The sequence below is a fragment of the Roseomonas rosulenta genome (assembly GCF_016106005.1).
In the GTDB taxonomy this organism is placed as follows: Bacteria; Pseudomonadota; Alphaproteobacteria; order Acetobacterales; family Acetobacteraceae; genus Neoroseomonas; species Neoroseomonas rosulenta.
Genome location: NZ_JACADR010000069.1, coordinates 1 through 19,267, shown reverse-complemented (window position 1 = coordinate 19,267; position 19,267 = coordinate 1). Strand labels below are relative to the sequence as shown.

Genomic DNA, 19,267 nt, shown 5'->3' with positions numbered 1-19,267 from the left:
GAGTTGAGACGTGACCTCTTCCGATCAGATGGCGGCCGCGCGGCCCGCCGCCGCGCCATCTGCGGCAGCGGCGCCGATCCCGTGCACGCCGCGGCAGGCGCCGGCGCTGCATTCGCGCTGCACAGGCGCGCCGGGCAGGAAGGCACTGAGCGCTTCGTCCCACACCAGCGGCGCCCCCGACATGCTTGCCAGGTGAACCGCAGGGTTCCAGCCGCCCGAGATCATCAGCAGGTCGGCGGGATAGGCGTCCCCACGCCCGGCGGCGCCCAAGGCGCGTACCTCGACTCCGCGCAGCGCATTGCCGCCGACTGTGCCGCAGACCTCGCTGCCCCCGCGCAGCGTGAAACCGGCCTCACGCGCGCGCTGCATCGCCGGACTGTCGCGGCGCGGGTCGATGATGGCACCGATGCGAGCGCCTGCCTCGGCCATGGCGAATGCGGCGTCGTAGGCGCCGTCATGCGTGGCGAACAGCACCGCCGCCTCCCCGGCGCGAACGCCGTAGCGCCTGGCATAGGTGCGCGCTGCACCGGCCAGCATCACGCCGGGCCGGTCGTTGCCGGGGAATGCGATCAGGCGCTCATGCGCGCCGGTGGCGTGCACAACCTGCTTCGTGCGAATGGTCCAGGCGCGCTGGCGCGGTGCGTGGGGTGGCGGTTCCGGCAGGTGGTCGGCCACTCGCTCCACCGCGCCAAGCACACCGTGGTCGTAGAAGCCATACACGGTCGTGCGCGGCATGAGCGTGACGTCCGGCATCGCGGCCAGGGCGGCGATGGTATCGGTCCGCCACGGTTCGAGGACGGCGTCGTTCAGCAGGTCGCCACCCAGCAGGAAATCCTGTTCCGCGAGGATCACCCGCGCGCCTGCTGCCCCCGCGGCTCGCGCAGCGGCAAGCCCTGCGGCCCCGGCGCCCACCACCAGCACGTCGCAATGCGCGTGCGCGCCTTCGTAGCGGTCGGGATCGGCCAGTCCGGATGCGCTGCCAAGTCCGGCCGCGCGCCGGATCAGCGGTTCGTACACGCGCTCCCAGAAGGACGCGGGCCACATGAATGTCTTGTAGTAGAAGCCGGCGCCGAGCCACGGCGCCAGCAGCCCATTCACGGACATCCAGTCGAAGGCGAGCGACCCTCGGCGGTTCTGGCTGCTGGCCGTCAGCCCATCGAACAGTTCCGCCACCGTGGCGCGCGTATTGGGTTCGCGCCGCGCGCCGTCGCGCAGCTCGACCAGCGCATTCGGTTCCTCGACACCCGCCGAGAAGATGCCGCGCGGCCGATGGTACTTGAAGGATCGCCCGACCAGGCGCACGCCATTGGCCAGCAGCGCAGATGCCAGCGTATCGCCGGGATGCCCCTGCATCGCGCGGCCATCGAAGGTGAACGACACCGCGCGCTCGCGGTCCACATGACCGCCGGCAGGAAGGCGATGCGGCTGGCTCATGCCTGCGGCACCTCGACCGTCTCGCTCGCCATGGCGACGGCACGGACTTCATGGGTCACGGTATGGCGGACCACCTTCAGGACGCTGCGGCACCCGCCGCTGTGCTGCCACCACTCCACCTGCCAGCCGCGCGGGTTGCGCCGCACATACAGGTAGTCGTGAAAGGCCTCGGTGCCGGCATCGGCACCGGGGCGCGTGACGGTCGCATCCCCGCGATACGTGAACTCGATCTCGTCGCGCGTGCCGCAATGAGGGCAGGGGATCTGGAGCATCCTATTGCGCCCAGAAGAAGGGGCCGTTGCCCCGTTCGTCGAGCATGCGCCCCTCGCGGAAGCGGTCCAGCGTGTGCGCCGCATTAAGTGCGTGCGGCTCGTCCTTCGCGATAGTCCAGGCGTGGCACCAGCCCGACCCGGGCGTTGCTTTGAAGCCGCCGTAGCACCAGCCCGACGTCATATACAGGCCGCGCACCGGTGTCTTGCAGATGTAGGCCGACCCGTCCGGCGTCATGTCCATCACTCCCGCCCAGGACCGCAGGCCACGCAACCGCCCGAGTGCCGGGATCATGCTGACGCCCGCGGCATAAACGTGTTCGGCTTCCGGCAGCGTGCCGCGCTGGCCATAGCTCGGATAACCGTCGAGCCCGCCACCGAAGACTAGGCCGCCCTTGTCCGACTGACTGATGTAGAAATGGCCGGCGCCGAAGGTGACGACGCAATCGATCATCGGTTTCAGCGCTTCGCTCACAAAGGCCTGCAACAGGTGCGTCTCGATCGGCACCCGGAATCCTGCCATCTCGGTTAACGTGCTGGTGTGGCCGGCGACGGCGAGGCCCACCTTCGGTGCACGGATGTCGCCGCGCGTGGTGCGTACGCCCTGGATGGCGCCGCCCTCCAGGATCATGCCGGTGACTTCGCAGTGTTCGATGATATCCACGCCGCGCGCATCGGCCGCATGCGCGAAGCCCCAGGCGACCGCATCGTGCCGGGCGGTGCCGCCGCGCCGCTGCACGAGTCCCCCCATCACCGGGAAGCGGCTGTTGTCGAGGTCGATCAGCGGGCACATCACCTTGACGCCATCGCGGTCGATGATATCCGCGTCGATCCCGTTCAGCCGCATGGAGTTCCCGCGGCGGAGCGCCGCGTTGCGCTGTGCGTCGTTGTGGAACAGATTCACCACGCCGCGTTGGCTCATCATCACGTTGTAGCCCAGCGACTGCTCAAGCCCTTCCCAAAGCTTCAGCGAGTGCTCGTAGAAGTGGTTATTCTGCGGCAGCAGGTAATTGGAGCGCACGATGGTGGTATTGCGCCCGGTGTTTCCCTGCCCGATTGGACCCTTTTCGAGCACAGCGACGTTGCGGATACCATGCATCTCCGCCAGGTAGAAGGCGGTCGCGAGACCATGGCCGCCGCCTCCCACCACAATGACGTCATAGGATGGCTTCGGCGCCGCTTTTCGCCATGCAGGCTTCCAGCCGCTGTTTCCGCGGAGGCCTTCAGTCAGAATACGAAAGCCGGAGTAGCTTGGCATCATGGTTCCAGCGGCATCTTCGGAACTCTAAGGTTCACGTGCAGCATGAGGCAAGCCGGCTGCCGCTGCTCCGTGCCGCGCCGCTGCTCCGCGCCGCATGGAAGGGCCGGACAAGGGGCCCATCGCAACCAGCGGGAGCATCACTCCAGAAGCGCTAATGGGCACTCGCCCTCCACCGCCATGCACTGTCTAATGGTTGGGAGGAAGCGGAGGCCGCCTACGGATGGCTCCACCAAGATCGGCGCGCAATGCGGCTCCGGCTGGACCGCGTTCGAGATCCGGCCCACGCGGTAGGACCGCATCGAACACCGCCAGGGAGGCGGTTGCCGCGGCGCTCGGCAGTATGCCCTTGCATCGGGACCTGCTGGTCGAACACCTTCACGCCTTGCAGGATCGCCATGGCGCCTTGCTTCCCGATCATCTCGTCGCGCTCGCGGATGCGCTGCGTATCGCACCTGTCGAGGTCTTCGAGGTCGCCACCTTCTACGCCCATTTTGACGTGCTGGCCGACGGCGAGGCTGCCCCACCGCCGGTGACGATCCGCGTGTGCGAGGGGCTGCCCTGCACCATGGCAGGCGCACATCGCCTAGTTGATGCGCTGTACGCTGCGCCGCCTGGCGGGGCACGCATCCTGGCTGCCCCCTGTATGGGTGCCTGCGATGCCGGCCCCGTCTGCTCGGCGGTGCAGGGCGGCGTTGATGACGGTATCACCGCCGCCACGCCCGCCAGCGTCGTTGCCGCATGGTCCGACGGCGTTCGCGCGCCGACGCGGGCACCACCGGGTTCAGCACCGTCGATGCGCGTGCTCGATGCCGCACGGGATGACCGCCTCACGCGCGACGCGATGCTCGCGGCGCTCGATGCATCCGGGCTGCGCGGCCTTGGTGGCGCTGGCTTTCCCGCAGCGCGGAAATGGCGAGCGGTCTTCGCACAGCCTGGACCGCGACATCTCGTGGTCAACGCTGATGAGGGTGAGCCGGGCACCTTCAAGGATCGCTGGTGCCTCCAACACCACCTCTACCGTACTCTGGAGGGAATGCTGCTCGCGGCGCATGCGATCGACGCCGAAGCGTGCTGGATCTATCTGCGCGACGAATACCCGGAGGCACGACACGACCTGGCGACCGCCATCGTCACGCTGCGCCAGGCCGGCATGGCGCTGCGGCCGATTCATCTCCGTCGCGGCGCAGGCGCCTATATCTGCGGCGAGGAGACGGCGCTGCTGGAAAGCCTGGAAGGCCGTCGCGGCTATCCGCGCCACAAGCCGCCCTATCCGGGAGAGGTTGGCCTCTTCGGTCGACCGACGCTGATCCACAATGTCGAGACTCTGTGGTGGCTGCCGGAGATCTTCGGCGCACCGGATGCCGCTGCTCGCTTCGCCGCTGCCGGACGCCGGGGACAGGTCGGTCGACGGCTGGTTAGCCTGTCGGGCCGCGTGCGGAATCCAGGCGTCCACAACGCCCCGGCCGGCATCACCGCGCGGGAGCTCATTGAGGAATTCGGCGGCGGCATGCAGACGGGCCATCGCCTCGCGGCCTACCTTCCCGGCGGCGCGTCCGGGGGCATCCTGCCTGCCACCATGGCTGACCTGCCGCTCGCCTTCGGCTCGCTCGACCATCTCGGCTGCTTCGTGGGGTCGGGCGGGGTGGTCGTGCTGTCTGACCAAGATGATCTCGTCGAGGCGGTACGCAATCTCGTTCGTTTTTTCCGCGACGAATCCTGCGGACAGTGCACGCCCTGCCGTGTTGGCACGCAAAAGGCGGCTGGTTTGCTCGATGCGCCGCACTGGGATCGCGCCTTGCTGACGGAACTCGCCCAGGCCATGGCGGACGGCTCCATCTGCGGCCTGGGCCATGCCGCGATGAACCCGGTCCTGTCCTTGCTGCGCCACTTTCCGGCGGAGGTCGTGCCATGACGCGCTTCATCCTGGACGGACGCGACGTCGAGGCTGCGCCGGGCGAGACGATCTGGGCAGTCGCGCAGCGTGAAGGAACGGACATTCCGCATCTGTGTCACCTGCCGAAACCCGGCTACCGCCCCGACGGCAATTGCCGTGCCTGCCTGGTGGAGGTGGAAGGTGAGCGGGCCCTCGTTGCCTCCTGCATCCGCGTGCCGCGGGATGGAATGGTGGTGAGCAGCGCGACCGCACGGGCGGAGGCTGCGCGGCGGATGGTATTCGAATTGCTGCTCGCCGACATGCCCGGACTCGCGGGCCGCGACGCAACCGCGCCCTTCGCACGCTGGGCCTTCAAGCTCGGCATCACGCAGTCCCGATTCGCACCGGATGCGCGGCCGGGACGAGACCTTTCTCATCCGGCCATGGCTGTCGCACTGGACAGTTGCATCGCCTGCGGCTTGTGCGAACGCGCCTGCCGAGACGTGCAGCACAACGACGTCATCGGTATCGCGCGTCGCGGGTCGGCGGTGACGGTCGCCTTCGATCTGCTCGATCCGATGGGAGCCTCCTCCTGCGTCGGCTGCGGTGAGTGTGTGCAGGCCTGCCCGACCGGCGCGCTGCTCCCGAAGCGCGTGCTCGACGACTTGGGTCACCGCTCAGCACCGCCTGCGCAGGAAGTACCGAGTGTCTGCCCGTATTGCGGGGTTGGGTGCCGGGTCGGCTTCCGGGTGCGCGACGGGCGCATCGAGGAGGTTGTCGGCCTCGACGGCCCGTCCAACCGTGGTCGTCTCTGCGTGAAGGGCCGGTTCGGTTTTGACTTCCTCACCCATCCGGACCGGTTGACGCGCCCGCTCATTCGCATTGAAGGCGCGGCGAAGGATCCGGCCGATTGCACCGATCCCGCCCGCGCGCGGAGCAAGTTCCGCGAGGCCAGTTGGGAGGAAGCGCTGACCCGCAGCGCCGCGGGCCTGAGAGAGATACGCGACGGCATCGGTCCGCAGGCCCTGGCAGGCTTCGGCAGCGCCAAGGGATCGAACGAGGAAGCCTACCTGTTCCAGAAGCTCGTGCGCACCGGTTTCGGCACCAACAATGTCGACCACTGCACGCGCCTTTGCCACGCCGCCTCCGTCACGGCTCTTCTGGAGGGGATCGGGAGTGGCGCCGTGACGGCCCCCTTCACCGCTGTGGAAGATGCAGATCTGATCGTCGTGATTGGTGCGCGCCCGACGGAGAATCATCCCGTTGCCGCCACCTTCATCAAGCAGGCGGTCGCCCGTGGCGCGGCGTTGGTCGTGGCGGACCCGCGCGGCAGCGATCTGGAGCGCGTCGCGACCGAGGTCGTGCGCTTCAGGCCCGGCGAGGATATCGCGCTGCTCAATTCCATACTGCACGTCATCCTGTCCGAAGGCCTCCATGATGCAGCCTTCGTGACTGCTCGCGTGGATGGTTTGGAAGCCCTGCGCGGCCACGTCGGCGCATACGCGCCGGAGGTTGTGGAAGCGCAATGCGGCGTGCCGGCCGGGCAGATCCGCCGGGTGGCACGCCTTTACGCGCGTAGCCCGGCCGCGCTGATCCTTTGGGGCATGGGCATCTCGCAATCCGTGCACGGCACCGACAATGCGCGGGCGCTGATCGCGCTCTCCCTCGTCTGCGGCCAGGTTGGGCGGAAGGGCACCGGGCTGCACCCTCTGCGCGGGCAGAACAACGTCCAGGGTGCCTCGGATGCCGGGCTGATCCCGATGATGCTGCCGGACTATCAGCGCATCGACGATGCCGGCGCGCGGGCGGCGATGGAGGCGCTGTGGAGTGTGACGCTGGATCCGCGGCCCGGTCTGACGGTGGTCGAGATCATGGCTGCCGCCGGGCGCGGCGACATCCGCGGCATGTATGTGATGGGCGAAAACCCGGCTATGTCGGACCCGGATCTCGCCCACGCGCGCGCGGCGCTCGCGAGGCTGGATCACCTGGTGGTGCAGGACCTGTTCCTGACCGAAACCGCGGCGCTCGCCGATGTCGTTCTGCCGGCATCGGCTTGGCCCGAGAAGGATGGAACGGTCACCAACAGCAACCGCCAGGTTCAGATGGGCCGCGCCGCCGTGGCGCCGCCGGGTGAGGCGCGGCAGGACCTCGCCATCATCGTTCAGATTGCGCGGCGTCTTGGCCTCGACTGGACCTATGCGCATCCGCGCGACGTCTTTGCCGAAATGGCGCAGGCGATGCCAAGCCTTGCCAACATCACCTGGGACCGGCTGCTGCGGGAGAACAGCGTCACTTATCCCTGTTCGACGTCGGATGCGCCCGGGGACGACATCGTTTTCCACGATCATTTCCCGACCCGCGACGGACGCGCGCGGCTGGTACCCGCCGGGCCGTCCGATCCTGCCGAGACGCCCGACACGACCTACCCCTTCATCCTGACGACGGGGCGCGAACTCGAGCACTGGCACACCGGCACCATGACGCGCCGCGCCCATGTTCTTGACGCGCTGGAGCCGTCGGCGACGGTCTCCCTGGCTCCAGGCGACCTGCGAAGGCTCGGCATTGGGCCAGGCGCGTGGGTCCGCGTGTCGACGCGACGCGGTACCCTGCTATGCGCTACGCGCGAGGATCCTGGCCTGCCGGACGGCATCGTCTTCCTGCCCTTCGCCTTCCGCGAAGCGGCCGCCAATCTGCTGACAGACCCGCGCCTGGACCCGGAAGGCAAAATCCCGGGCTACAAGTTGTGTGCGGCACGTGTGGATGAGGCCTGACGCGAAAGGGTGGGTGGACACGGATGACGCATGATTGAACGTGCTGACGCCGCACCTGCGAAACCAGCGCATGCTGCCCCCGGCCGGTGCTAAGCATCGACAGGATGGCTCGCATAGGTGGCGCGGCAGCGCTGGCCGACCTTGCCGATGTCGACGGTCCCTTCATCGATACGACCTACGACACGGATGGGTTCTGGAGCGGGAGGGTCCCAACGCGGCTCACCGTGCCGGCGGGGATCACCAAAGTACGGCTCTTTGGCGCGGCTGCGCTGGACCGGGGGCAGCGCCAACCAAGGCGCGCGCATCTACAAGAATGGTGCAGCCTTCGTCGGGCATGCGATTTCACGGCTGCCTCCGGCTACACCGACGCCGACTACAGCTTCGGCTCCACCGTCGTTGCCGTCGCAGCGGGCGACTATTTCGAGTTGCAGCCCTATGCCTCAGCGACGCGGACCGGCGACGCCAATGAGGTGCAGTTTGCCATCGGGGTAGTCGAAACCGCGGACGCGGCGACCCGACCCTGCTGGCGCTGAGCGATACGCCAGCCTCCTATGCCGGCGCGGCGGGGAGGCTGCTGTAGGTGAACGGCGCCGGCACCAGCACCTGCACCGCATCGACGCCATAGGTCCTGAAGATCCGCACTGCGCGCGAGGTGCCCGCGCCGTGGGAGTGCAAGAAGACCATGATCTCCCGCACCACCTTCTGGTCGGCCCAGGCCTTGATGATCCGCGCTTCGCGGACGGGCCCGATCCCGGGCACCTCCCGCAAGCGATCAGGGGAGGTCTCGATGATGTCGAACACGCTCTCAACGAAGGTGTCCGTCGTCGAATGCTTTGAGACGGCGGAGGCGTTTTCCTAACGGAGGCTCTGGCCCATCTGGTGGTGAGGTTAGGCGGCGTGCTGCTGGTGGATCAAGCGTCGCTGCTGGATGGTGTTGCGCTTGATGCGTTCGCGGTCGAGCAGGATGGTCTGGCCGCGGCCGAAGTAGACATCGGCCGGGGTCAGGTTGCGCAGGCTCTCGTGGTGGCGCTGGTGGTTGTAGTGGGTGACGAAGGTCTCGACCTGCGCCTCGAGGTCGCCGGGCAGGTAGTAGTTCTCCAGCAGGATGCGGTTCTTCAGGGTCTGGTGCCAGCGCTCGATCTTGCCCTGGGTCTGCGGGTGGCAGGGCGCGCCGCGGACATGGTCCATGGCGTTGTCAGCCAGCCACTTGGCCAGGTCTCCTGCGATGTAGCAGGGCCCGTTGTCGGACAGCAGGCGCGGGCGATGGCGCACTCGCACCTGGCTGCAGCCTGATGCGGTGAGCGCCATCTCCAGCGTGTCGATGACATCGCGCACCGCCATGGTGGTGCAGAGCTTCCAGGCGATGATGTATCGCGAGAAATCATCGAGCACGGTGGACAGGTAGAACCAGCCCCAGCCAATGACCTTGAGATAGGTGAAGTCGGTCTGCCAGAGCTGGTTGGGCGCGGTGGTCTTGGTGTGGAACTCGTCGGCCGCCGTGACCACGATGAAGTCCGGGCTGGCGATCAGGTCATGCGCCTTGAGCAGGCGATAGACCGAGGCTTCGGAGACGAAGTAGCGCTGCTGGTCGGTGAAGCGGACGGCGAGTTCGCGTGGCGACAACTCGGGTTCGGCGAGCGCCAGTTCGACGATCTTGCCGCGCGTTGCATCCGGGATGCGGTTCCACACGCGATCGGGCCGCGAGATGCGGTCGGCCAGGGCTTCGGGCCCGCCGCGCTGGTAGCGGTCGACCCAGCGATAGAAGGTCGCCGGCGGGACGCCGAGCTGCCGCAGCGTGCGCCGCGCTGGGAGGTGGGACTGCTCGACGAGGCGGATGATCTCGAGCTTCTCGGCGGCGGGGTACCTCATGAACGGTCGTCCCCAGCCGCGATCATGCTTTTTTTCAGCAGGCGCAGTTCGAGCGCCTGTTCGGCGACGACCTCCTTCAGGGCGCGGGCTTCGTGGCGGAGTGCCTGGACCTCGTCGGTGGTGGCGGCGCGGGCGGTATCCCCGGCCAGGCGGCGCTTGCCGGCTTCGAGAAACTCCTTCGACCAGGCGTAGTAGAGGCTCTCGGCGATGGCCTCGCGGCGGCAGAGCGCGGCGATGCTCTCCTCGCCGCGCAGGCCTTCGAGGACGATGCGGATCTTGTCTTCGGCCGAGTGGTGCTTGCGGGTCGCGCGGCGGATGTCGCGCACGACTTTCTCGGCCGATGGCTTGGCGATGGGGGCGGAGGATCTCTGGCTCATCGTAACCGTCGATGGAGTGAAGATGAGCCAGAAATCCTCCGCCCCGGCCGCCCGGGAGAGTGCTGCCACGAAGGCGCCTGCTGAGCGAGTGGTCCGCGACATTCGGCGCCGGACCCGCAAGCACCACTCGGCCGAGGAAAAGATACGCATCGTGCTGGAAGGCCTGCGCGGTGAGGACAGCATCGCGCGCTGTGCCGGCGCGAGGGGATCGCCAAGAGCCTGTACTATTCCTGGTCGAAGGAATTCCTCGAAGCTGGCAAGCGCCGCCGCGCGGGCGACACCGCCCGCGCTGCGACGACCGACGAGGTCAAGGCGCTGCGGCAGGAAGCTCGCGCCCTGAAGGAGGTCGTTGCCGAGCAGACGCTCGAGCGGCGGCTGAATCGCGCTGCTATTCCAGCCGCAATCCTCGGGCGCGGATGAAGGCGCCCCAGACCTCACTATCCTGCTCGAGCCTGGCGCGCAGCTCGGCGGCAGTCCCGAACAACGGCTCGAGGTCGGCGGCGTCGAGGCGCGCGCGCACGCCCGCATCCATCAGCGCAGCGCGCGTCGCCGCATTGATGCGCGCCACCGCCGCATCCGCCATGCCGGCCGACCCGACCAACGCGAACCAGCCAGGAACGACCGGGCCGGGGAAGCCGGCCTCGGCCTGGGTGGGCACGTCGGGCAGCACCGGCGTGCGCGCCTCCCGCACCACCGCGAGCGGCACCACCTGGCCACCGCGGATCAGCGGCAGCGCGATGCCCAGCACCGCGGTCATGGCATCGACCTGGCCGGAGGCCACTGCCGTCATCGCCTGGGGCGAGCCGCCGAAGGGCACATGCGTCATGCGCACGCCGGCGCGCTCGGCCAGCATCTCCATCGCGAGATGCGTCGTATTGGCGATGCCAGCCGAGGAGAAGGTCAGGCGTTCGGGTTCGGCGCGCGCGCGGTCGATCATCTGGCGCAGAGTGGTGAAGCCGCTCTGGCGGCTGGCGATGACGACGAAGGCAGTGTTGGTGACCGGTGCGATATAGGTGAAGTCCCGCAGCGGGTCGTAGGGCAGGCTGCGATACAGGTGCTGGTTGAAGGCCACCATCGACACACCGGGCAGCATCAGCGTCTGCCCGTCCGGGCGCTGCTGCTTCACGTAGGTGGCGGCAATAGATCCGTTCGCGCCCGGCCGGTTCTCAACCACGATGGGCTGGCCGAGCTCGCGCGCCATGACCTCCGCCATGGAGCGCAGGATGATGTCGCCCGAGGACCCGGCCGCCTGCGGCAGCACCACGCGGATCGGCCCCGACGGCGACCAGGCCTGCGCGGCGGCGAAGCGTGGCGCCAGAAGGGGGAGGATGGGCAGTGCACGTCGCGTGAGGTTCATGGTCCGCTCCCGTCGATCTTGCACCGAGTGTGGCCGGCTACGGCACGGCGCGCCAGGGCAGGTGGAGCAGCGACGCGCCGTCGCCGGTCGTCACGCTGATCACCGGCGGGCGGCCGTGCGGATGCTGGCCGATATGGTCGGCATCCGTGCCGCTGAGCGACAGGCGCAGCCGGCTGCCGCGCGCGAAGGTCCAGCCGGTCGGCAGCAGCGGGATGCGCACGCGCTCGGCATTGCCGGGCACCATCGGGCGGGCAGCTCCGCGCGCGAAGCTGCGCCAGGGCCAAGTGCAGACATAGTCCTCGGGATGCGGCGCCTCGGCACGGTGGATCAGCCGCAGGAGCCCTTCCGTCACGTAGCGGACGGTGCCGTCTTCCGCGACCTCGCTCAGGTAGAGCAGGACGGAGGCGTCCGGCTCGGAGCTGGCGATCGTGAGCTCCGCGACCGCGTGCCCCGAAAGTTCCATCGAGATGGCGAGCGGAGCGCCGGTCCAGCTCGTCAGCCGTGCTTCCCGCGCCTGCCAGTCGGTGTGGTAGGCGCGCGCGTCGATGGCGGCGATGCGCTCGTAGCGTGTCCCCGAGCCGCTGCCCCAGCGCGGATCGGTGCGATGCGCGACCTGCCCTGGTGCGCCGTCGAAGCCACCGGCGGCACCGAGTGGCAGCGCCGCCGATTCATCGTGTGGCGGCCATTGCGCGGCGGCCTGCCAGACCTCGGCATGCTGGTGGAAGACGTGGACAGGCGCCTCGGCCCGCAGCCCGGTGTCGCGGCCCATCAGGTATTCGTCGAAGAAGCGCGTGAGTTCCGCCAGCAGCGGGAACTCCGGCGCCTCGGCCGCGCGCCAGGGCGAGGTGTTGATGCGCGCCCCGTGGTCCCAGGGGCCGAGCAACAGGTGCCGGGGGTTTTCGGCCATGGTCAGGTAGCGCGCGATGGCGCCATTGGCGTAGCCGGCGCCGTCCATCCAGCCCGAGACGCAGTAGATCGCGACGTCGGGGCGGATGCCGCGCCGGTAGTGGTAGGGCGAGATCCTCGCCATGGTGAAGGACGGGTCGTAGGGCAGCGCCTCGTCGCGATAGGGAAAGCCGCCGACGAAGGCGGGCTGGCGGACATTGCCGGCATGCTCGTCGAGGGCGGCGCGCAGCAGGGCGCCGTCGGCGTCCTCGTCGACCGGCGCGGGGCCCTGCAGCGCGGGGTCAGCGAAGTAGGAGACGCGGCGGAGCATGTCGCGGCGGTCCTGGTCCATCGCCACCATCAGGTCGTCGTAGCTCTGCGCCAGGGCGCCGAGCAGGATGCCGCCGGGCCAGTAGTGGTCGGACCAGGTGTCCCAGACCGCGAACAGCGGCGCGATCGCGCGCACCGCGGGGTGGCCGGTCGAGGCGAGGAAGTCGCTCGCCGCGCCGGGATAGGAGATGCCGGTGGCGCCGATGCGCCCGTCGCTCCAGGGCTGTGCGACGATCCAGTCGGCGATGGTCGCGCTGTCGGCGCGTTCGCGCGGGGAGCGGAAGCTGTCGCGCGTGCCAAAGCTGGCACCCGTGCCGCGCGCATCGGCCACCACCAGCGCGTAGCCGCGCGGCACGAAGGCGTCGCGGAACTTCGCGGCATTGGGGCAGGCCTCGGCCATGGCGCCGGGGGCGAGGGCGAAGCGCCGGTAATAGGGCGTGTGGATCAGGATGGTGGGCAGCGCGCCGGTCGCGCGCTCGGGCAGCCAGACGTCGGCGGCGATGCGCACGCCGTCGGGCATCGCGATGTAGCAGGATCGCTGCGGGCGCGGCGGCAGGGCGAATTCCGCGGGGCGGGTCGCGAGATACGCGCTTGGTGCGACGCGCCAGGCGGCGCCGTTGCTGTCGGTGTCGGGCATGTGGGGGAACGTGGCGCGCAGCCCGGGGGGCGTCAAACGCGTCCAGTCGAGGCTGCCGCCTCCGTTGACCGGGACCCGGTCGGCTACCTAGGCTCTACTCCCAAGGCCGGCCGCCGCCGCACGGGGCGAGACAGGCAGGCCCAAGGGAAGGGAAGAACGACCATGACGCTGCGAATGACGCGCCGCGCGGCCCTCGCTTCCGGCCTGGCGGCAACGGGGGGCACGCTTGCCGCGCCCGCCTATGCCCAGACGCGCGAACGCGTCGCGCGGGTCTGGGGCGAACCGGGCCCCTATATCGGCGTCTTCACCAACGGGCTGAACGAATGGGCGCAGCGCAACGCGCCCGGGCTTCGCTTCGAGTCCGAGCAGATCGCCTGGGACGCGGTCTACACGAAGCTCGCGACCGACCTGGCCGCGCGGCGCCCGCCCGCGCTGATCAGCGTGGAGAGCCCGATCGCTTACCAGCTTGCCGCCGAGGGCCTGCTCGAACCCATGCAGGACGTGAACCAGGCGATCCGCGCGCGCGAGCGCCTGGTCGACGGCTTCTCGATCGACGATTTCGGCACCTGGAAGGGCACGCAGTATGCCGTGCCGCTGCACCACCAGGGCTGCCTCTTCATCATGCAGGACGATGTCCGCCAGGAAGCCGGGCTGTCGGACCCGACCAACTGGACCTGGACCGACCTGCTGAACGGCGCCAAGGCCATACAGGCGAAGCGCCAGGGCAGCGCCGGCTTCACCATGGCGCTCGGCCGCAACCTGTGTGGCGACTACCACATCCAGCAGCTGATCTGGCAGGCCGGCGGGATGACCTGGGACCCCGCCCGCAGCTTCGAGACCACCTTCAACAGCGCCGCCACCATCGAGGCCTACGACTTCATCAAGGAACTGTATGGCACGATGCCGCGCTCGGCGGTCGAGTTCAGCTTCCTGCAGGTGGTGGACCAGCACGTCACCGGCCGCACCGGCAGCAGCTTCTACTGGGGCCGCACCATGGGCCGCGCCTTCGACGAGGCGAAGCCGATCTACGAGAAGATGGAGTACTACCTGAACCCGGCCCACCCGCGCACCGGCGCGCGCTGGTCCTGGACCGACATCAACGGCTTCATCATGCCGCGCCAGAACAACCCCTTCGTGCGTGAGGCGAAGGAAGCCCTGGCCCATGTCATGAACAGCACCGACTGGATGGTGCGCTATTCGACCAGCCTGTTCCCGAACGTGGGCCCGGTGTTCAAGGACCAGGCGACCGCCCCCGGCATCCAGCAGCACCCGATGTACCAGGCGAAGCGGCGCAGCGTGGACGTGATCTTCACCGGCTTCGTGCCGCATGCCTGCAATTCGGGGCACGAACTGAAGAAGGGGATCAATCCGCTGGCCGGCATAGGCCACGGGCGCAACGTCTGGTCGCAGGTGGCGCAGCGCATCCTCGTCAACAACGAGAACACGCGCGCCGCGGTGGAATGGGGCCATCGCCAGTTCGAGGACATCCGCCGCGAGAACCGGCGCCTGCTCGGATGAAGTTCCGCCTGTCCGACCGCCAGGTGGGGGTGCTGTTCATGCTCCCCCTCCTGGTCGCCGTCGGCGTCTTTCTCGTCTGGCCGATCGCGGAAGCGGTGCGCCTGTCCTTCGTGCGCTACAATCCGCTGCGTCCGGACGAACAGCCCTTCGTCGGCCTCGACAACTACATCTTCGTGCTCGAGGACCCACTCTTCTGGGAAAGCTTCTCCCAGGCGCTCGTCTGGACCGGCTGGTCCACGGTGCTGCAGGCGCTGATCGGCGTGGGCATGGCGCTTCTGCTGCACCAGCCGCTGCGCGGCATGAACGCCTTCCGCGGCCTCCTGCTGTTTCCCTACATCGTGCCCACCGTGGTCATCGCGCTGAACTGGCGGTGGCTGTTCAACGCCGAGATCGGCATCGTCAACCACCTGCTGCTCTCGGCCGGCATCATCGAGGACCGCATCGCCTGGCTGTCGACGCCGAACATGGCGATGGGCAGCGCCATCCTGCTGAACGTCTGGAAGTACACGCCCTTCGTCGTCATCGTCGTGCTGGCGCGGCTGCAGACCATCCCGACGGAACTCTACGACGCCGCCAAGGTGGATGGCGCGGGCGCGCTGCGGCGCTTCCGCGACATCACCCTGCCGCAACTCGCCGAGGTGCTGGCGGTGGTGATCGTCTTCCGCACCATCTGGACCTTCAACAAGTTCGAGGAGATCTACCTCCTGACGCGTGGCGGGCCGGGCACGTCGACCTACAACCTGGCGCTCTACGCCTTCGACCAGTCGATCGCGAACCTGCGCATGGGCGTGGGCGCCGCCGCGGGCGTGATCATGCTGCTGCTGCTGCTCGCGGGATCGGTCCTGTACATCCGCGTGTCGGGCTTCGGGCGGGAGGACAAGGCGGCATGAGGCCCTGGGTCGCGGCGATTCTCTACGCAGTGCTCGGCGCCATCACCTTCGTGGTGTGCTTCCCGCTGCTCTGGGCGATCTCCACCAGCCTCAAGCCGAAGGAGGAGATCTTCCGCTGGCCGCCCACGCTCATCCCCGAGAACGTGACCTTCGAGAGCTACCGCCAGCTGCTGTTTGGCTCCGGCGTCGCCAGCGCGCCGGGTGCCGGGACGCCGCCATCGGATTTCTTCCTGCAGTGGTTCGCCAATTCGGTGATCGTCTCGGTGGGGTCGACGGCGATCTCGATCACCGTCGCCACACTCGCCGCCTATTCGCTCACGCGCTTCCGCTTCTGGGGGCAGCGGGCGGTGCCCTACGTGGCGATCCTCGGCTACATGGTGCCGAGCGTGATCTTCGTCTTCCCGATGTTCCTGACGATGGTGGCGCTCGACCTGACCGACACGTTGCTGTCGCTCATCCTGGGCTATGTCTGCATCACGCTGCCCTTCTGCCTGTGGCTGATGTGGGCCTTCTTCCGCGGCGTGCCGATCGAGATCGAGGAGGCGGCCCTGGTGGACGGCGCATCCCGGCTGCAGGTGTTCCGCCAGATCGTGCTGCCGGTCGCACTTCCGGGCATCATCGCCGCGTCAATCTTCTCGCTCATCGTCTCCTGGAACGACTACCTGTTCGGACGGGTGTTCATGAACTCGATGGAGAACCTGCCGCTGACCGTCGGCGTGATGCACTTCTTCGACGGGACGCATGTGGACTGGGGCCTGATGATGGCGTCCTCGGTGCTGATGACGCTGCCGATGGCGATCCTGTTCGGCTTCATGCAGCGCCACCTGGTGGCAGGCTTCGGCGCGGGGGCGGTGAAGGGATGACGGACGTCGTCATGCGCGGGCTGTCGAAGTCCTTCGGGTCGAACCAGGTGCTGAAGGCACTCGACCTTACGGTGCCCTCGCGCCAGTTCGTGACGCTGCTGGGCCCGTCGGGCTGCGGCAAGACGACGCTGCTGCGCCTGATCGCCGGGCTCGAGACCGCGACGGCCGGCGAGATCAGCTTCGGCGAGCGCCGCGTCGACCGCCTGCCGCCGGGCGAGCGCAACATCGCCATGGTGTTCCAGTCCTATGCGCTTTACCCGACCATGGATGTGGCGCGGAACATCGGCTACGGGCTCGAGGTCCGCGGCACGTCAAGGGCGGAACGGCAGGAGAAGATCGGCGCCGTCGCGAAGGTGCTGGAGATCGGCCACCTGCTGCTGCGCAAGCCCAAGCAGCTTTCGGGCGGGCAGCGCCAGCGCGTCGCACTCGGCCGGGCCATGTCACGGCGACCCGACATCTTCCTGATGGATGAGCCGCTGTCGAACCTCGACGCGAAGCTGCGCGCCGCAATGCGCGGGGAACTGCGCCGCTTCCACCTCGATCTCGGCACCACCACCGTCTACGTCACGCACGACCAGCTCGAGGCGATGACGATGTCCGACCTGGTCGTCGTGATGAACGAAGGCGTGGTGCAGCAGATCGGCACGCCGGAGGAGGTCTATGGACGGCCGGCGAACCTGTTCGTGGCGGGCTTCATCGGCACCCCGCCGATGAACCTGATCCCGGCACAGGTGCGCGACGGCGTGCTGACGGTGGCCGGCGCGCCGCTGCGGGTTGCCCTGCCACCGGGGGCGCCCGCGGAGGTCGTGCTCGGCGTGCGGCCGCAGGACGTGACCATGGCCAGGCCCGGCGATCCCGACACGATTCCCGGCAAGGTCTGGATGGTTGAGCTGATCGGCAGCGAGCGCCTGATCGAGGTCGAGATCGCGCCGAAGATCCGCGTAACCGCCGAGGTGCGGGCGAGCCATCGCGCCGCGCTCGACGATGTCGTTGCCGTGCGGCCGGATCCCGACCATCTCCACATCTTCGATCCGGCGACCGGCGCCGTGCTGTCCGCCGCCTAGCGCTGACGCCAGGCTGGCGGATGGATTCGGAACGGCGGAGCTTGGCAAACGGCGAAGCCTCAGGAATCCGGGCTTTCCGCGAGCAGTGTTGGCGTGGCGGCTGCGCGCAAACCCAAGTCGAGTTCGAACTCCGTCGGAGTTCGGATGCTTTGGGCAGGACATCCCCGGGAGCCCACCCGGAACGACGCCGGGTTGGTTGAACGGCAGGCGAGCGGCTCGGCCTTCGGACGCTTCGCAGGGGTACGCTGAGGGCATTGGCAGCGCAGCCTTTGCGTACGGGTTCTCGATCTGAACCTGCTGCACCGCTGAGGGCTCAGAAGAATCGGCGTTGCCGGCGTTCCGGCTACACTGATGCATAGCCGTGCGGACTGGCCGCACCGGTTTCTCATTCATCAATCGCACATCATCGCACCCCCAGGTTGCATGCAGCCGAACCGCCTCAGCCCTCGCAGCGCCCCTCCCCAGGCGGTCGATGGTGCCTGGTTACCGCGGCTCTTCGCCCGGAGCTGGGGGCGGCATCGGAAGGTCCTGCGGCGGTTCCTGGTCCCCCTGGATGATCTCAGGGGCTTCCTGGAGCACCTTCAACTGGCGCGTCGACAACTTCGAGAAGTCGATCTGTGGATACTGCGGCTGCGGGATCTCCGGTTCTGGGGTCGCCGAGCGCTCCGCCGCCTGTGCCACCATCAGCTGGAGCCTTTCGACGTTCTGCAGCATCTGCATAGCGCGCAGGTCGCCGCTGGCAGCCCTGTTCACCATCTGCTTGGCGATCGCCTCGCCCTTGGTGATCTTCCGTCGGCGGCCACCCTCATGGACCACAACCTTCTCGTTCATGGCCTTCATGATCAGGCTGGTCAGACTCGCCGCACCCTTCGGCCGCCCGTGGGGATTGCCGCTCTGACCAGGCCTGAACTGGCCGTGCGCCGGCGGCCGGCCGTAGCCGACCGCGTAGGCGCCCAGGGATTGTGTGCTCGGCCCGCGCTTACGCGCCACCGCCCGCGTCCTGGATCTCCTGCTCGCCCGCAGCCAGCATGCCCTTCGCCTGCTCCTCGAAGGTCATGCCACTGGTCGCGTGGATGGCAGCCTCGCCGGTCAGCGCCTGCCAGCGGCGGATGATGGTATCGACGTACAGCGGGTCGAGCTCGAGCCCATGGCAGCGCCGCCCGACCCGCTCGGCGGCGATCAACGTCGTCCCACTGCCGAGGAACGGGTCCAGCGCTACGTCACCCCGCGCCGAGCAGTCGAGAAGGGCGTCCGCCACCAGCGCCACCGGCTTCACCGTGGGATGCAGGGCGAGCAGATTGCCCTCCTCCGTGGAACGGCCGAAGGAGTTCACGCCGGGATAGCGCCAGACATTGCTGCGGTGCCGTCCGTGACGCCCAAGCTCGACATTGTTGCGATGCGCCGCACGGCCGGATTTGAACACCAGCACGAGCTCGTGCTGGCTGCGATGCAGCGACCCCATGCCGGCATTGTCCTTGGCCCAGACGCGGAGGTTCTTCAGCTCGGTGTAGGCCGTGCTCCCGGCCCGCAGCACCTCGGCCATGCGCGCCTCCAACAGGTGGCGCAGGTGCTGGAACGCCGGCGGCAAGGCCCAGCCCTGCAGCGCTGCCGCCTGGTCCAGTGCGCCCGGCTTGGTCTCGAGCAGCGCCAGGTAGTGCAGCGGGTCGTAGACGAACTCGCCATGGCCGTAGGAGCGGATATGACGGGCGATCGGCGCGCCGTCGCACAGGATCAGCACCGCGTCGACGAAACCCTTCACCACCACTGCCTGGAACCCATGCGCGGTCGGCACCGAGTAGTCGTTGCCGCGGTAGCGCACCAAGGCGGTGGACGACACCCGGGCGCCGACGGTCTCGCAGGCCTCCAGGG

14 protein-coding genes and 4 pseudogenes are annotated in these 19,267 nt (G+C 68.4%); 8 read left to right on the top strand and 10 right to left on the bottom strand.

Annotated elements, in window-relative coordinates; all coding sequences use genetic code 11:
- Positions 1-24 precede the first annotated feature (24 nt).
- Genes HW578_RS11015 through HW578_RS11005 form a run of 3 tightly spaced genes read right to left on the bottom strand, consistent with a single transcriptional unit; the run spans position 25 to position 2,961 of the window.
- Positions 25-1,434, bottom strand: coding sequence for a 2Fe-2S iron-sulfur cluster-binding protein (locus HW578_RS11015; protein WP_198370603.1), 1,410 nt, complete (start codon positions 1,432-1,434; stop codon positions 25-27).
- Complete coding sequence (locus HW578_RS11010) at positions 1,431-1,706, bottom strand: sarcosine oxidase subunit delta (protein ID WP_198370602.1); 276 nt, start codon at positions 1,704-1,706, stop codon at positions 1,431-1,433. The genes HW578_RS11015 and HW578_RS11010 overlap by 4 nt, the downstream gene beginning before the upstream one ends.
- A 1-nt stretch (position 1,707) precedes the next feature.
- Positions 1,708-2,961, bottom strand: a complete 1,254-nt coding sequence (locus HW578_RS11005; protein ID WP_198370601.1) for a sarcosine oxidase subunit beta family protein — start codon at positions 2,959-2,961, stop codon at positions 1,708-1,710.
- 223 nt (positions 2,962-3,184) lie between these two features.
- Between HW578_RS11005 and HW578_RS11000 the strand changes: the two genes are divergently transcribed.
- The 3 genes from HW578_RS11000 (at position 3,185) to HW578_RS10990 (ending at position 8,141) form a co-directional block, all read left to right on the top strand.
- Positions 3,185-4,876, top strand: a complete 1,692-nt coding sequence (locus HW578_RS11000; protein ID WP_198370600.1) for an NADH-ubiquinone oxidoreductase-F iron-sulfur binding region domain-containing protein — start codon at positions 3,185-3,187, stop codon at positions 4,874-4,876.
- On the top strand, positions 4,873-7,608 hold the full coding sequence (gene fdhF / locus HW578_RS10995; protein ID WP_198370599.1) for a formate dehydrogenase subunit alpha: 2,736 nt from the start codon (positions 4,873-4,875) through the stop codon (positions 7,606-7,608). Before HW578_RS11000 ends, fdhF begins: the two co-directional genes overlap by 4 nt.
- 104 nt (positions 7,609-7,712) lie before the next feature.
- Positions 7,713-8,141 (top strand): hypothetical protein, encoded by a 429-nt coding sequence (locus HW578_RS10990; protein ID WP_198370598.1) that lies wholly within the window; start codon positions 7,713-7,715, stop codon positions 8,139-8,141.
- A gap of 49 nt (positions 8,142-8,190) precedes the next feature.
- Here HW578_RS10990 and HW578_RS10985 read toward each other — a convergent pair.
- Positions 8,191-8,421: pseudogene (locus tag HW578_RS10985) on the bottom strand (helix-hairpin-helix domain-containing protein); the annotation flags it as partial.
- A gap of 75 nt (positions 8,422-8,496) precedes the next feature.
- Positions 8,497-9,854, bottom strand: a protein-coding gene (locus HW578_RS10980) for an IS3 family transposase (protein ID WP_198370596.1) whose coding sequence is annotated in 2 segments (ribosomal slippage) — positions 8,497-9,512 and positions 9,512-9,854 — 1,359 coding nt in all. Because the reading frame shifts where the segments join, the coding sequence is not laid out codon by codon here.
- A gap of 22 nt (positions 9,855-9,876) precedes the next feature.
- Between HW578_RS10980 and HW578_RS10975 the strand changes: the two are divergent.
- Positions 9,877-10,232, top strand: a pseudogene (locus HW578_RS10975) (transposase); the annotation flags it as partial.
- A gap of 10 nt (positions 10,233-10,242) precedes the next feature.
- Here the strand turns inward: HW578_RS10975 and HW578_RS10970 are convergent.
- Both HW578_RS10970 and HW578_RS10965 read right to left on the bottom strand, forming a co-directional pair.
- Entirely contained in the window at positions 10,243-11,211 is a 969-nt protein-coding gene (locus HW578_RS10970) for a Bug family tripartite tricarboxylate transporter substrate binding protein (protein WP_198370595.1), read from the bottom strand.
- Between the two features lie 37 nt (positions 11,212-11,248).
- A complete protein-coding gene (locus tag HW578_RS10965) occupies positions 11,249-13,063 on the bottom strand; it encodes a CocE/NonD family hydrolase (RefSeq protein WP_198370594.1) in 1,815 nt (604 codons plus the stop codon).
- Between the two features lie 162 nt (positions 13,064-13,225).
- Here HW578_RS10965 and HW578_RS10960 point away from each other — a divergent pair, with 162 nt between their 5' ends.
- The 4 genes from HW578_RS10960 to HW578_RS10945 are packed head-to-tail and all read left to right on the top strand — an operon-like array spanning position 13,226 to position 17,398.
- Complete coding sequence (locus HW578_RS10960) at positions 13,226-14,581, top strand: ABC transporter substrate-binding protein (protein ID WP_198370593.1); 1,356 nt, start codon at positions 13,226-13,228, stop codon at positions 14,579-14,581.
- Positions 14,578-15,471: a carbohydrate ABC transporter permease gene (locus HW578_RS10955; protein ID WP_198370592.1), complete on the top strand. Its 894-nt coding sequence runs from the start codon at positions 14,578-14,580 to the stop codon at positions 15,469-15,471. Before HW578_RS10960 ends, HW578_RS10955 begins: the two co-directional genes overlap by 4 nt.
- Complete coding sequence (locus HW578_RS10950; RefSeq protein ID WP_198370591.1) at positions 15,468-16,334, top strand: carbohydrate ABC transporter permease; 867 nt, start codon at positions 15,468-15,470, stop codon at positions 16,332-16,334. Before HW578_RS10955 ends, HW578_RS10950 begins: the two co-directional genes overlap by 4 nt.
- Positions 16,331-17,398 carry an ABC transporter ATP-binding protein gene (locus tag HW578_RS10945; protein ID WP_198370590.1) on the top strand — a complete coding sequence of 356 codons (1,068 nt, stop codon included), beginning with the start codon at positions 16,331-16,333 and terminating at the stop codon, positions 17,396-17,398. The genes HW578_RS10950 and HW578_RS10945 overlap by 4 nt, the downstream gene beginning before the upstream one ends.
- A gap of 483 nt (positions 17,399-17,881) precedes the next feature.
- Here HW578_RS10945 and HW578_RS10940 read toward each other — a convergent pair whose 3' ends face one another.
- The 3 genes and pseudogenes from HW578_RS10940 to HW578_RS10930 form a co-directional block, all read right to left on the bottom strand.
- Positions 17,882-18,388 (bottom strand): DUF5681 domain-containing protein, encoded by a 507-nt coding sequence (locus HW578_RS10940; RefSeq protein WP_198370589.1) that lies wholly within the window; start codon positions 18,386-18,388, stop codon positions 17,882-17,884.
- A pseudogene (locus HW578_RS10935) lies at positions 18,378-18,839 on the bottom strand (DNA-methyltransferase); the annotation flags it as partial. The gene HW578_RS10940 and the pseudogene HW578_RS10935, both read right to left, overlap by 11 nt.
- Positions 18,840-18,938: 99 nt before the next feature.
- Positions 18,939-19,267: pseudogene (locus HW578_RS10930) on the bottom strand (Mu transposase domain-containing protein); the annotation flags it as partial.

Excerpts from the sequence above, each read along its gene's own strand:
- HW578_RS11015 (WP_198370603.1), bottom strand. The coding sequence starts at position 1,434 with ATGAGCCAGCCGCATCGCCTTCCTGCCGGCGGTCATGTGGACCGCGAG.
- HW578_RS11010 (WP_198370602.1), bottom strand. The coding sequence starts at position 1,706 with ATGCTCCAGATCCCCTGCCCTCATTGCGGCACGCGCGACGAGATCGAG.
- HW578_RS11005 (WP_198370601.1), bottom strand. The coding sequence starts at position 2,961 with ATGCCAAGCTACTCCGGCTTTCGTATTCTGACTGAAGGCCTCCGCGGA.
- HW578_RS11000 (WP_198370600.1), top strand. The coding sequence starts at position 3,185 with ATGGCTCCACCAAGATCGGCGCGCAATGCGGCTCCGGCTGGACCGCGT.
- fdhF (WP_198370599.1), top strand. The coding sequence starts at position 4,873 with ATGACGCGCTTCATCCTGGACGGACGCGACGTCGAGGCTGCGCCGGGC.
- HW578_RS10990 (WP_198370598.1), top strand. The coding sequence starts at position 7,713 with ATGGCTCGCATAGGTGGCGCGGCAGCGCTGGCCGACCTTGCCGATGTC.
- HW578_RS10970 (WP_198370595.1), bottom strand. The coding sequence starts at position 11,211 with ATGAACCTCACGCGACGTGCACTGCCCATCCTCCCCCTTCTGGCGCCA.
- HW578_RS10965 (WP_198370594.1), bottom strand. The coding sequence starts at position 13,063 with ATGCCCGACACCGACAGCAACGGCGCCGCCTGGCGCGTCGCACCAAGC.
- HW578_RS10960 (WP_198370593.1), top strand. The coding sequence starts at position 13,226 with ATGACGCTGCGAATGACGCGCCGCGCGGCCCTCGCTTCCGGCCTGGCG.
- HW578_RS10955 (WP_198370592.1), top strand. The coding sequence starts at position 14,578 with ATGAAGTTCCGCCTGTCCGACCGCCAGGTGGGGGTGCTGTTCATGCTC.
- HW578_RS10950 (WP_198370591.1), top strand. The coding sequence starts at position 15,468 with ATGAGGCCCTGGGTCGCGGCGATTCTCTACGCAGTGCTCGGCGCCATC.
- HW578_RS10945 (WP_198370590.1), top strand. The coding sequence starts at position 16,331 with ATGACGGACGTCGTCATGCGCGGGCTGTCGAAGTCCTTCGGGTCGAAC.